At 41.3% G+C, this 13,115-nt stretch carries 15 protein-coding genes; all 15 read left to right on the top strand.

Going from position 1 to position 13,115, the window contains the following annotated elements:
* Positions 1-155: 155 nt before the first annotated feature.
* Positions 156-719 carry a hypothetical protein gene (locus AOT11_RS13715; RefSeq protein ID WP_017420655.1) on the top strand — a complete coding sequence of 188 codons (564 nt, stop codon included), beginning with the start codon at positions 156-158 and terminating at the stop codon, positions 717-719.
* 145 nt (positions 720-864) lie between these two features.
* Positions 865-1,617, top strand: coding sequence for a hypothetical protein (locus tag AOT11_RS13720; RefSeq protein ID WP_017420656.1), 753 nt, complete (start codon positions 865-867; stop codon positions 1,615-1,617).
* A 235-nt stretch (positions 1,618-1,852) separates the two neighbouring features.
* Positions 1,853-2,260 carry a hypothetical protein gene (locus AOT11_RS13725; protein WP_017420657.1) on the top strand — a complete coding sequence of 136 codons (408 nt, stop codon included), beginning with the start codon at positions 1,853-1,855 and terminating at the stop codon, positions 2,258-2,260.
* Positions 2,261-2,401: 141 nt separating this feature from the next.
* Complete coding sequence (locus AOT11_RS13730; protein WP_017420658.1) at positions 2,402-3,034, top strand: hypothetical protein; 633 nt, start codon at positions 2,402-2,404, stop codon at positions 3,032-3,034.
* A 633-nt stretch (positions 3,035-3,667) separates the two neighbouring features.
* Entirely contained in the window at positions 3,668-4,018 is a 351-nt protein-coding gene (locus AOT11_RS13740) for a hypothetical protein (RefSeq protein ID WP_017420659.1), read from the top strand.
* Between the two features lie 639 nt (positions 4,019-4,657).
* A complete protein-coding gene (locus AOT11_RS13755) occupies positions 4,658-5,146 on the top strand; it encodes an SLATT domain-containing protein (protein WP_017420661.1) in 489 nt (162 codons plus the stop codon).
* A 144-nt stretch (positions 5,147-5,290) separates the two neighbouring features.
* Positions 5,291-5,788 carry a hypothetical protein gene (locus tag AOT11_RS13765; RefSeq protein ID WP_017420662.1) on the top strand — a complete coding sequence of 166 codons (498 nt, stop codon included), beginning with the start codon at positions 5,291-5,293 and terminating at the stop codon, positions 5,786-5,788.
* A gap of 1,097 nt (positions 5,789-6,885) precedes the next feature.
* Positions 6,886-7,182, top strand: coding sequence for a hypothetical protein (locus tag AOT11_RS13780; protein ID WP_017420788.1), 297 nt, complete (start codon positions 6,886-6,888; stop codon positions 7,180-7,182).
* A 163-nt stretch (positions 7,183-7,345) separates the two neighbouring features.
* Positions 7,346-7,750 carry a DUF7674 family protein gene (locus AOT11_RS13790; protein WP_017420790.1) on the top strand — a complete coding sequence of 135 codons (405 nt, stop codon included), beginning with the start codon at positions 7,346-7,348 and terminating at the stop codon, positions 7,748-7,750.
* A 169-nt stretch (positions 7,751-7,919) separates the two neighbouring features.
* Positions 7,920-8,288, top strand: coding sequence for a VOC family protein (locus AOT11_RS13800; protein WP_026050325.1), 369 nt, complete (start codon positions 7,920-7,922; stop codon positions 8,286-8,288).
* Positions 8,289-8,441: 153 nt separating this feature from the next.
* The gene (locus AOT11_RS13805; protein ID WP_026050390.1) at positions 8,442-8,897 is read left to right on the top strand and encodes a GNAT family N-acetyltransferase; all 456 of its coding nucleotides are present in this window, start codon (positions 8,442-8,444) and stop codon (positions 8,895-8,897) included.
* 136 nt (positions 8,898-9,033) lie between these two features.
* Positions 9,034-9,420, top strand: coding sequence for a tautomerase family protein (locus AOT11_RS13815; RefSeq protein ID WP_000260420.1), 387 nt, complete (start codon positions 9,034-9,036; stop codon positions 9,418-9,420).
* Positions 9,421-9,567: 147 nt separating this feature from the next.
* Entirely contained in the window at positions 9,568-10,101 is a 534-nt protein-coding gene (locus AOT11_RS13825) for a shikimate kinase (RefSeq protein WP_026050410.1), read from the top strand.
* Between the two features lie 641 nt (positions 10,102-10,742).
* On the top strand, positions 10,743-11,483 hold the full coding sequence (locus tag AOT11_RS13845) for a PhzF family phenazine biosynthesis protein (protein ID WP_061778612.1): 741 nt from the start codon (positions 10,743-10,745) through the stop codon (positions 11,481-11,483).
* Positions 11,484-11,619: 136 nt separating this feature from the next.
* The gene (locus AOT11_RS13855) at positions 11,620-12,051 is read left to right on the top strand and encodes an NUDIX hydrolase (protein WP_039470395.1); all 432 of its coding nucleotides are present in this window, start codon (positions 11,620-11,622) and stop codon (positions 12,049-12,051) included.
* Positions 12,052-13,115 lie beyond the last annotated feature (1,064 nt).

Consider the following 13,115-nt stretch of genomic DNA (forward strand, 5'->3'; position numbering starts at 1 on the left):
CAAACGCTTTAAGACGGATTCGCAACGCTCGGCGGTTTTGGTTTGAGTTAGCTTATGTGTTTACGGTGTAATGGTTGAGTGTCGTGGTAACGTTGCTCACCACTTAAGCGGGCGTTATATGTTTGAATTGGCTAGTGTACAAAAGGAAACAAAGAATGTTTGAAGAACTAAAAGATAAGCATAAAAATCATGTGTATAGTTTAGAGGCGGCATACTCGGAATCTAAAAAGTTATCTTTATCCCCTGAATTGCTTGAATATCGTGCGCTAGACAAGAATGACTTCAACAAACTATTTCAAATCGTGGACATGCTTCAGGCTCAGTTGGGCTACGATCATCTAGCTGGTGCGTGCTTGCTAGTCCATTCGAACCTTAAAAATGCCTTTGCCAGATATGGCTACAAATCTGAAATAATCTTGGGTGATGCAATTGTTAATGGTACTCCATATATGTCTTGTAACTTAGACGATTTGAAGGAGCAGCTTGCAGAAGGTATTGAACATAAAGGTCAAAAAATACATAGTTGGCTACTTTTAGAAAACGGACAGTTTTTTGATGCAACAATTGTTCGAGATCTGACTGATGGAAAAATGGCAGCAGAATTGTATTGTTTCGATGTACATAGTGACGACAATGGTAATGTTATCGAGTACAAACCGCTCTTAGTGGGTTCTGACTTTGTAGAGAGGACTAATCCAGTTTCTTACGCACACATATAACAAAGCATTTAAGAGTGATTCCCAACGCTTGGCATTTTTCATTCCATCGTTGGGTTATGTGTTTACGGTGGTATGGTTAGGTTTCGTGGTAGCGTTGCTCACACCTTAATGCGGCGTTATGTTACTGCACTTTACGAGTAATTGAATGAATAAAAAGTTGTTAGTTGGCGGTTGTTTACTCGGTGTGACCGCTCTATTTTTTGTCGGTAAACGAAGTGGTGAGGAGTTATCGCTCCCCGTGTGTGATTCCGTCCCTAAAATTGATACGCCAGTGCATTTTTTCACAGATGGCTCCATTAGTGAGGCACGAATTGAAGAGTTTATTGACTATTCAAACCTTGTTCTAGAGAACTCTTGCATTCCAATTAGAAGGACTCTGTCAGGAATCACCAAACTTGATTTGACCAGTTTTAAAAGTCTAGACAGTGGTAAGTTACATCAACAGTTACTCCTAAATGTTGGTAACTCGACTCTTGAGCCAATGCAAAAAATTGGAAGCTATTATGTTCTAGTTCTTCCTAAAGACTTTCCTTTTGCAAAAGACAGTGTAGGAACAGCTCATGTAAATTTTAGTCGCAGTTTTTTAGTTCTATCTTCTGATGCAGAACTTCATGTACTTGAGCATGAGTTGGGGCATCTGGCTTGGGCATGGCACGACAACACAGCAATACATTGGTTAAAAGGGCAACTCCTAAAAGAGCATCACAAGCAAATTAAGCCCTATGCCTTTGGGGCATTGTGTCATGAAGCAGGTACGGTAATGACTTATGCAGAGAAGCCGTTGCCAGTCTATTCATCACCGGATATCAAATATTATGGACAGGCTTGTGGTGATGCGGAAACTGCTGATAATGCGCGTCATATGCGAGAGTTTGCGCAATCACTGATAGCTCCGTAACATAACAAGCAATTTAAGAGGGATTCACAACGCTCGGCATTTTTGCTTCTACTTCAAATTTAGTGTTTATGGCACAATGCCTTAGGTTGGGTGGTAGCGTTGCTCACCCCTTAATTGGGCGTTATACGACGTACGGCGTTAAAATATGTTGCATATCATTTCCTTATGGTTAATATTCGTTGAATCGTTTGTGGGAATGCTTTCTGTAACTTTTTAACCCAAACGAGGAAATGGTATGTATGATATTTCTGATTTTTCAATAGCTAATGGTCGCCTGTCTATCAGGGAAGATGTCTATGAGCTTTCCAAAATTAAGAGCGTCAAAGTAGTCAAAAACAAACTGAGGTCGCATCTAGTCAAGGCGTTTGTTACTTCAGCTATAGCTTCAAGCATTTTATGGATATTCGAGCCATTTGCTACACCTTGGGGATTTGATATCAATGCTGGAGTTGTAGCTCTAGCCATCACATTCCCAGTAGTTTTTTTGCTCTCTATTTTTCGCTCAAAGTATCAGCTTCAAATTGAGTTTGAACATCAAGATGAGGTTGGTTTGCAATGGGTAACGGTAGCAAGTGGTAGGGCAGAGCAAGAACTGACAGCGTTTAAAAAAGTAGAGCAAGAGTTGTTGCAAGCTGTCGTATAACAAACAATTTAAGAGTGATTCCCAACGCTTGGTTTTTTTCATTCCATCGTTGGGTTTCGTGTTTAGGGTGGTATGGTTTCGTTCCGTGGTAGCGTTGCTCACACCTTAATTGGGCGTTAGGGCGATATGAAGGAATCAACTATGCAAGAATCGTCAATTTGGTCAGTTGAGCAATTTAAAAGTGATTTAGGTGCTTTAATTCTTCATTTCAACTCGCTGTTTCTAAGCGAAGTTAATAGTGTAATAAATAACCCAAGAGGCGATAGAAAGAATTCAATGAAAGCCTTGGCAGTTATGGATTTAGTTTCTATAAATAACAGTGCCTTAAGAGCTATTGATGAAATCGAAAGAGAGCTGAGAAGTAACGTGTTTCGATGTTTAACTGCATACGACATACCAGAGGAGCAAGCTAACTCATTTATTGCTCAAAGGTTTTATCCCGGTTCACTAAAGGCATTAATGATAGACGATATAAATTCAACCATCCAACAGTTAGACGAGCTAAAATCCGGAGCCATCATACATTTACAGGTTCTTGAAAATAGCTCAGGTTTTAAGGGGATGTTTCGTGGTTTGGTTAAGGGCTACACAAATCCTATTGATGGGCTATCTCATGCATGTGGTCAAGGGTCTATGCAGACTGAATTAGCTACAAGCGTCTCGCACTTTAATGCGCTGGCGATGAGAACTGGATGTTCCATAGATGCGGTTTCTCAACGACTTCAAGTGGTTGTTCTAGATAAATGGAATAAAGACTTAAGTCACATTCTGTAAGAATCGCCCTAACAAACTGTTTAAGAGTGATTCGCAACGCGTGGCATTTTTACTATGCGTTGGTTTAAGTGTTTAAGGTGGTATGCGGTGGCTTTGGTATTGCGTTGCTCACACCTTAACAGGGCGTTAGTTGCCAACGAGGAAAACGTAGCTAAAGCAGAATGTTTAGGGCTAATGTTCGTGTGTTTTTGGGCTTGTTTTCGTATTTTAATTTTTAGTTTTTTGGGTTTGTGAAAATCGTGCTTTGGTTTCTTGTGCGGTTTGGATCTTCTGTTTCAGAAACCGATTTACTTGTTGAAAGTCAGCTTGGTAACACTGTCTGCCTAAAAGAGCTTTCTGGAGTTGTTAATCCGATTTCTACGGCGCTCCATGTTCCAAGTGCTTTCAGTGACAGTCGCTTTGAAACTACGCCTGATTTTAGTTTTTCAAAACACATAAAAACAGTGTCGGCAAAGCTGTAATAAACTCCAAATCCTAGTTTTGGGCTTGGCAACTAACAAAGCATTCAAGAGGGATTCACAACGCTTGGCAGTTTTGGTTTGAATTAGCTTAAGTGTTTACGGCACAATGGTTTAGGTAGGGTGGTTTGCGTTGTTCACCCCTTAATGCGGCGTTATGCTCTAGGAGGTAATTTTGCTCGATTTACTCAAAAAAGTGGTTCTAATTAACCTCTCAGCGGCTCTTGTTGTTATCGTTCTAGCCCAGTTTGTTCCATTCTTTGCTACTACTCAGTTAGTCGACTTTCTTTTCTTTGTTGTCATCGTCATATGGGTTTTGGCGAAGCTAATGTGGGAAGGTGGAGTTCATAGTAAGACGACTCGGTTAGATGACCCTAGAGCAGACAAAGTCTACAAAATGGTAGAAGGGCATGATTTCGACAAAGACGAACGTGAGCACTATCGAATGAACTACCAGACGGGCTTAGTTTTCTTTATAGCTGGACTGCCAGCGTTTGTTGCTTGTTTAGTCCTTCAATTTCTTTGAGCACGAGCATAACAAGCAATTTAAGAGGGATTCACAACGCTTGGCACTTTTGATTCTACTTCAAATTTAGTGTTTATGGCACAATGCGTTAGGTTGGGTGGAGGCGTTGTTCACCCCTTAATTGGGCGTTATGCTTAATTACGTAAAATCAGTGGTTTATGTTTTTTCTTTGTTCCCTCGGCTTTTCAGTTTGGTGTTTGTCGGCAAGTTGGCTTTTGTGAGCGCTATTTTCTGGACATCCATTCTTGGGCGCTAAAAATTCCGAGAATTGCCTCAATCAATTTTCGGAGAAGCGCGAGGTTAGGGCGGTTGGCTCAATCAGAGATTTGAACTTAGGTTTTTTCGTTTTAGCTGCCAAATTTCAAAGTCTGATTTTCAAAATCATGAGTCATTTCAGTTTTTTGGTTTTTGGCTTTTGTTTGTGAATCAAAGTCGAGTTAATCTTGTTTCCAGAAAACATAACCCATTGAAGCTTAAGCATAACAAGGCGTTTAAGCGGGATTCATGCCGCGTGGCATTTTTGGTTTGCAGTGAGTTTTGGTGGTGAAAATGGTCTGCAGAAACTTGGTTTATGCGGCACTCACCCCTTAACGCAGCGTTATGTGTCTACCCACAAGTTATCAATTTAGAGTATAAATAATGAATGAAAATCAAAGAACTATGTTGCTTAAGTGGAGGGCTCGTTGCAAAAGAGCTCAGATGGCGCATAACTTTAATGAGATCAGCTTTCGTAGATTTCATATGTCACTTGGGGTGATGCTTATTGTTTTCACTACCTTTGCGAGTGTATTAACCTTTGCAGATTTTCCTGATTACCCGTGGTTACCGGCTACAGTAAGCATTGCAGCTACGATTTTTGCTGCATTTCAGACCTTTATGAAGTTCTCTGAGAGAGCTGATATTCATAAAGTATCAGCTCGTCGCTATGGAGAAATAAAAAAAGAAATAGAGTTTATTATTAACTTCGATTCTGACGAAAATTCTCTATTAGGTCGCGTTGACTCCATTAGACAAAAGGAAAGTGAGATTTCTCAAGAATCACCGAATACTATTTCTTACAACTGGAAACGAGCGAAAAAAGAAACAATTAGCGAAAACGATGGATATAGTATCCGAAACAACACATAACAAACTGTTTAAGAGTGATTCGCAACGCATGGCATTTTCACTATGCGTTGAATTCAGTGTTTAAGGTGGCTGCGGCAACTTCGGTATTGCGTTGCTCACACCTTAACAGGGCGTTATGTGATTTAATCAGAGTTTGGTAACAACATGGTCCGAAAAGCTAAAATTGAGCCTAGCATACATATCCACCACGATATTTTTCTAGGACGTGGTGGTAAAAGTAATGATTTTATAATTATGTTGCTGAAAGGGCATCTTGTCATCGAGGCGGTGCTAGCCAAAATTCTTAACCACTGTGGTCATGGAGAGGAAATCTGGCGCTGGAGCTTTCCCCAAAAAGTAGATAAATGTTATGAGTTAGGCGTTATAGACAATGTTGGCGTGGTTGTAAGTAAAGACATTAACGATATACGAAATGATTTTTGTCACTCACTGGGACATGATATTAGCTTTGATACAATGTATGACTTCTTAATCAAATGGAACAGTGTAGGGTTGGATTACGGTGACGATTTGGATTTTACTTATGAAGTTCAAAAAGAAGAGTTCGGTATCGAAGGAATTCTGGATGAGTCAATGTCTTACTTGATCGAAAGTTTGTATGCTGATGCTGTCCATTTCGGTGTAGATATCGAAGTATATTAAAAATCACATAACAAACAATTTAAGAGGGATTCCCAACGCTTGGCATTTTTGCTTCTACTTCAAATTTAGTGGTTACGGCACAATGTTTTAGGTTGGGTGGTCGCGTTGCTCACCCCTTAATTGGGCGTTATGTTTAGTCACGTAAAATCAGTTAGTTGCATCTTTTCTTTGTTCCTTCGTATTTCTAATTTTGTTCTTGTCGGCAAGTTAAATTCAGTGGTCGCTGTTTTCTGGACTCCAATTCGTGGGCGCTAAAAATTCAGAGAGTTGCCTCATTGAATTCCAGAATGTAGGCGAGGTGAGTGAAGTGATTTTGATTTCAAAGTTAGAGCCCCATCTTTTCGATTTCTCACGTTATAAGTCAAAGTCGGCACAATCAAAATTATGATTTAATTCAGCTTTTTAGCGTCTGGTTTTGGTTTGCAAAGGTAAGTCGAGTTAAGCTATTGGTATCGCAAACTTAACCCTTTGAGCCTTAAACATAACAAGGCGTTTAAGAGGGATTCATGCCGCGTGGCATTTTTAGTTTGCGGTGATTTTTGTGGTGAAAGTGGTCTGCAGAAGCTTGGTTTAGGCGGCATTCACCCCTTAACGCGGCGTTAGCTTAAAACAATAAAAATCAATTGTTTGCAGCCTGTTTTTTCTTCCTTTGGCCATTCGTTCAGGTTTCTCGGCAAATTAACATTGTTTGCCAACGCGAGTTTTGAGCAGTTGCCTCAATTGAGTTTTTGGGTTACTCGAGGTTAGCCAGATTGGCGCAAAGTTGCTTTGGAAGTTTTGCTTTCGCTTTGAGTTCTTAGAAAATGATCTATCAAGTTTTGCTGCATTTCAAAGCACATGAAAGGCTACAAAATTTGAGTTGTTTCGGGTTTTGAGGTTCAAGCGGTTTGTTGGTTTTCCAAATCGGTTTAATCTCTGGCTTGGGAAATCTAAGGTGCTGAAATTTAAGCTAACAAACTGCTTAAGTGGGATTCGCAATGCGTGGCATTTTTAGCATGCGGTGAGTTTTGTGATTAAGGCGGTGCGCGTTAACTTCTGCAGTGCATTGCTCACCCCTTAGCAGGGCGTTATATTGTTTTTTGAGTTCTGGAGCTAATATGAATGAGTTATTAAATACTCTGATGGTTTGTGCAGTGTTGGTATCACTGTTTCCGCTTATAAAATCTAGCAAGGGCTTTTATGAGGAATGGAGTGAAATGGAGAATGAACACTGGCGATCTAGAGGTGCTCCACCGTTTGTAGTTTTCCATTTTGGTATGTTCTTATTTGTTCCGATGCTCTTTGGTAAAGATTTAGACCAATTGAATAATAACAGGCTGCTAAAGCTTAGGAGTGACCTTAGATACAGTTTTGCGATTTTTTCGTTACTGCTGCTTTCATCTCAGTTGAACTAATAAGTTGACTTGTCCTGCATCAATATAACAAGGCGTTTAAGTGGGATTCATGCCGCGTGGCATTTTTGGTATGCGGTGATTTTTGGTGATGAAAGTGTTCTGCAGAAGGTTGGTTTATGCGGCATTCACCCCTTAACGCAGCGTTATGTTTCCGGAGGGAAAGTTGAATTATCCAGAGTGGGATGAGTCTGTAAGTGATAGAGTTCTTATTAGTGAGTTCTATGACCAATTCCTGAAACGATATCCAGAAGTCCGAGAGGATATAGAGTTTAATGAAGGTTTGTTGCACCTTGATATGGCTAGTTTGCAGAGAGTGGCGGAAAAACTGTGCAAAGAGAGGAAGTTAGCTGAACTAGAAAGTTGCTTTCTCTGGGTTAACTCTTTGTTTTGCCGGAGTAGAAATGAACTGTTAAACGCCATAAATGTTTCATTTCTAGAGTGCTTTCTGTATTCCCCGTACCTGAGTAAACAGGAGTTTAAAAATGCTATGCCCCCGGAGTTGTATCAAGGCTATGAAGAAATAATGAGTTATATCGAGGAGCTGGGGAAACAGAGTATTTCACAATAAGTACTTGAAACATAACAAGGCGTTCAAGTGGGATTCATGCCGCATGGCATTTTGGGTATGCAGAGAGTTTTGTGGTGAAAGTGGTCTGCGGAAAGCTGGTTTAGGCGGCATTCACCCCTTAACGCGGCGTTATATGCTTTCAAAATCTGTGAGTAAAAAGGAGCTTAAAATGATTCTAAATCACGTCTCAGTTGGTGTTTCAAATGTGGCATCTGCTGTGGCTTTTTACGATTCAGTTCTATCCGCATTATCGGTAAAGCGTTCGCATTACATTGAAAATGTGGCGGCTGCCTACGGTGAGAATTTTGAGTTTTGGGTAGGTTGTCCATGTGAAAATGGAGCTTCTTCTGGTAACGGAACTCACATCGCTTTCAATGCGCCAAGTAAAGAAGCTGTTGACCTGTTTTATGCTACTGCATTAGAGCTTGGAGGCTCGTGTGCAGGTAAGCCTGGCTTACGTCCAGAGTACGGTGAGACTTACTATGCGGCATTTGTCCGCGATGCTGATGGAAACAAAGTTGAAGCAGTCTTTATGTAGTTAAAACAACGCATATAACAAAGCGTTAAAGCGGGACTTAGCACGCGTGGCATTTTCAATTTGCGTTGGGTTTAGTGGTTAAGTTGTCATGCGGTCACTTTTGTATTGCGTGCCTGCGCCCCTTAACGCGGCGTTATGCCTAAGATGAAATTGATGATAAGGCAGCTTGATGCTAATGAAAAATCGGTGGTTGAACTGTCAGAGCGTTGCTTCGATGAACTTCGTCAAGTTTACAGGCCAACTGAGCTCGCAGTTAGCAATAAAAACAGTGCTAAAAGTGAGCGGAGTTGCTTTGGTTTCCATGTTGATGAGGTTTTAGTTGGAGTAGTTGAAGCTAAACAGGTTGGCTCAGAATTACAGCTTAGCTCGTTAGCAGTCGCACCAAGTTTTCGCCAAAAAGGTGTAGCTAGAAAGCTCGTAGATTTCGTTGTTACACAGTTTAAGTCTATTAACTCAGTCTCGGGTTGGTGTGTTGAGCAAACAGGTAATGTCGCAGTTTTTAAGGCACTAGGCTTTAATGTGGTTCAACGTTTTGATTCAGACTTTTTCATACTTTCCGACGGTTCAAAAGCGGTAGAAGTTCAGTTAAAACAAAAAGTAACGGCATAACAAAGCGTTTAAGAGGGACTTGGCACGCGTGGCATTTTCAATTTGCGTTGTGTTTAGTGGTTAAGGTGTTATGCAGTCACTTTTGTATTGCGTGCCTGCGCCCCTTAACGCGGCGTTATACGTTTAAGGAGAAATCGTGGTCGTCATATATGGAATAAAAGATCATTTGAATCCAATTAAAGCTGAGTTGTCCGATGTGATTCAGAACTCAATGACTCAAGCTCTAGGCTTGCCCGAGGATAAACGAGCGCACAGGTTTATTCCGCTTGATAAAAGTGATTTCTACTATCCTAGTGGTCGCACTGATGCCTACACGGTGATTGAAGTAAACATGATGGAAGGTCGCAAAGTAGAAACGAAAAAGGCATTGATCAAAGCGCTTTTTAGTAACATTGAATCTCGATTAGGCATTTCCCCCGTTGATATTGAAATCACAATTAAAGAGCAGCCTTCCCATTGTTGGGGTTTCAGAGGCATTACAGGTGACGAAGTCGCCGACTTAACCTACAAAATCCACGTATAACAAGGCGTTTAAGTGGGATTCATGCCGCGTGGCATTTTTGGTATGCGGTTGGTTTTGGTGGTGAAAGTGGTCTGCGAAAAGTTGGTTTAGGCGGCATTCACCCCTTAACGCAGCGTTATGTGCTAGGGAAAGAAATCAGGTTTGGTGATGGAAAGAATTAATGTAATAGGTACGAGTGGCAGTGGTAAAAGTACTTTCAGTCGCCAGCTTGCTGATAAGCTCAAATACCCATATTTGGAAATGGATGCCATATTCTGGAAGCCAAATTGGCAAGAGTCTACAGACGAAGAGTTCTTCGCAAATTTAACTGAGAGTCTAAGCGGCGAGCAATGGGTGCTTGATGGCAACTATAACAGGACAGCCGAAATCAAGTGGGCTAGGGCTGACACCATCATTTGGGTGGACTATTCATTTTCAAGGACGCTATTCCAAGCGGTGAAACGAGCATTAATTCGTATTGTTACTAAGCAGGAGCTTTGGGGTAAAGCAGGTAATGTTGAGTCATTCAAAAAATCGTTTCTTAGCAAAGATTCGATTATTCTCTGGACATTAAAAACGTATAAAACAAATCGCATTGGCTACAATGAGTTACTGAATGATTCAAGGTACAGTCATATAAAGTTCGTTAGGGTAACTAGCCCGAAAAAGGCTAGGATGTTCATCGATGGGTTGCGCACATAACAAGGCGTTTAAGAGGGATTCATGCCGCGTGGCATTTTTGGTTTGCAGTGAGTTTTGGTGGTAAAAGTGGTCCGCGGCAGCTTGGTTTATGCGGCATTCACCCCTTAACGCGGCGTTATGCTTAATTAAATAAAATCAGTGGTTTATGGTTTTTCTTTGTTCCCTTGGCTTTGCAGTTCGGTGTTTGTCGGCAAGTTGGCTTTTTTGAGCGCTGTTTTCTGGACACTTATTCTTTGGCGCTAAAAACTCTGAGAGTTGCCTCAGTCAATTTTCGGGTAAGCGCGAGGCTATGGCGGTTGGCTCAATCAGAAATCCATTTCTAGGCTTTCAAACTTCAAACTAGATCTGCCAAAGTTCCGAGCCTGAATATCAAAACTATGAGTCATTTCGGTTTTCTAATCTTTGTCTTTTGTTTGTGAATCAAATTCGAGTTAATCTTGGTTCTAGTTAATCGTAAGCCATTGAAGCTTAAGCATAACAAGGCGTTTAAGCGGGATTTGGCACGCGTGGCATTTTCGGTTTGCGTTGGGTTCAGTGATTAAGTCGCTGTGCGGTAGCTTTTGTATTGCGTGCCTGCACCCCTTAACGCGGCGTTAAATTGCAATCGAGGATGGTGGGTTATCAAAGTTGATATTTATGATGTGTTTATTGGAGAATCGGCCTTTGGCAATCCTTGTGCAGTGTTAGAGCTGAATGACTGGCTTCCTGATAGCGAGTTATCTCAAATAACACGTAACGTTGGGCAGCCTGTTACGTCCTTTATAACTAAAATTGACGGGCAATTTCATATTCGCTGGTTTGCATTGGATGGTGAAATCAATCTTTGTGGTCACGGAAGTTTGGGTGCAGGAGCTGCCATTATTTCAAAGTACCAATTGGATAATGTTGTTTTCAATAGTAAACACGGTGAGGTGGTGATCACTAAGAGAAATGGCCTGTATACCCTCGTATTACCAAGTTGGGAAGGTATAGCTTGTCCTGTTCCAGAAGAAATATCGGATGTAGCTGCTGGTTCTATTGATATTTTTTCTACACGAGACTTAGTCTTAGTTTTCCCCACTGTAGAAAGGGTAATTAGTTTCCAGCCAGACGATGAACGCTTGAGAAAACTCAATGAGTATCATGCTCTGATCGTGACAGCAGCTAATGGTAAGAGTGGTTATGTCCTAAGATACTTCGCCCCAAAAATCGGCATATCTGAAGACTTGGCGACAGGTTCAGCACAATGCTCTCTTGCACCATATTGGTTTAAGAAACTGAGCACGGACTCATTAACGGTTCGCCAACTTTCAACTTCGGGTGGTTATTTTGAGGTAGAGCGCAATACAAATAGTTTAATCACAGTGTTCGCACAAGCAAAGCTAAGGGAAATTGCAATTTAACAAGGCGTTTAAGCGGGATTCATGCCGCGTGGCATTTTTGGTATGCGGTGAGTTTTGGTGGTGAAAGTGGTCTGCGGAAGCTTGGTTTAGGCGGCACTCACCCCTTAACGCAGCGTTATATGCACGGGAGAGTTCAGTGGAAGAAAGAGTCCGAAAACGGGAAGTAAAAGTCTGCCCTGTAGTGCTCAGAAAGTCAGGAAACTATCGTGAGTTACTGTTGTTTGAACATCCATTAGCTGATGTTCAACTTGTTAAAGGAACACTAGAATCGTCGGACATTTCTATCGTAAGTGCCGCTTTGAGAGAGCTGGAAGAAGAATCTGGGTTATCTAGTGTATCGAGCGCTCACTATCTCGGCTGCTGGGAAAGCGGTTTTCAAAATCAACTGTGGCATTTTGTGCTTTGCGAAATAGACCAAGAACTACCGAATAGCTGGAGTTTCTTTACTCAAGATGACGGTGGGCATGAGTTTAGTTTCTTCTGGCATAAAGTAGGAAGTAAGCCCGATTTTAAGTGTCATAAAGTATTCTTTGACGCCATAAAGCAAGTCGAAATTCTGTGCATATAACAAACAATTTAAGAGGGATTCCCAACGCTTGGCATTTTTGCTTCTACTTCAAGTTTAGTGTTTATGGCACAATGCTTTAGGTTGGGTGGTAGCGTTGCTCACCCCTTAATTGGGCGTTATGTTTAGTCACGTAAAATCAGTTGGTTGCATCTTTTTTTTGCTTTCTCAGCTTTCTAATTTTGGTCTTGTCGGCAAGTTACGTTTAGTGGTCGCTGTTTTCTGGACTCCAATTCGTGGGCGCTAAAAATTCAGAGAGTCGCCTCATTTAAGTTCAGTGCGTTTTTGAGTCGAATGACGCGATCTTAGTTTCAAAGTTTGAGCTCCAGTTTTCGGTTTTTTACGCTAAAACTCAATATCAGTAAATTCAAATTTATTAGTAAATTCAGTTTTTTAGCGTCTGGTTTTGGTTTTTAAAGATAAGTTGAGTTAAGCTTTGGTATCGCAAAACTTAACCCTTTGAGCCTTAAACATAACAAGGCGTTTAAGCGGGATTCATGCCGCGTGGCATTTTTGGTTTGCGGTGATTTTTGTGGTGAAAGTGGTGTGCGGAAACTTGGTTTAGGCGGCACTCACCCCTTAACGCAGCGTTATGCTTAATCATTTTAAAGCAGTGGTTTAGTGTTCTTCTTTGCTCCTTTGGCTTTTCAGTTTTGTGCTTGTCGGCAAGTTGGTTTCAGTGGGCACTGTTTTCTGGACACTTATTCTTTGGCGCTAAAAATTCTGAGAGTTGCCTCAGTCAATTTTCGGGCAAGCGTGAGGTTAGGGCGGTTGGCTCAATCAGAAATTTGATCTTAGGTTTTTGAGCTTTGACAGCCAGAGTTCAAAGTCTGATTCTCAAAATTATGAGTCATTTCTGTTTTCTACGTTTTGGTTTTTGTTTGTGGATCAAAGTCGAGTTAATCTTGGTTCTGGTAAAGCGTAAGTCATTGAAGCTTAAGCATAACAAAGCGTTAAAGAGGGACTTGGCACGCGTGGCATTTTCAGTTTGCGTTGGGTTTAGTGGTTACGGCACTGTGCGGTAGCTTTTGTATTGCGTGCCCGCGCCCCTTAACGCGGCGTTATGA

This window comes from Vibrio vulnificus NBRC 15645 = ATCC 27562 (assembly GCF_002224265.1).
Classification (GTDB): Bacteria; Pseudomonadota; Gammaproteobacteria; order Enterobacterales; family Vibrionaceae; genus Vibrio; species Vibrio vulnificus.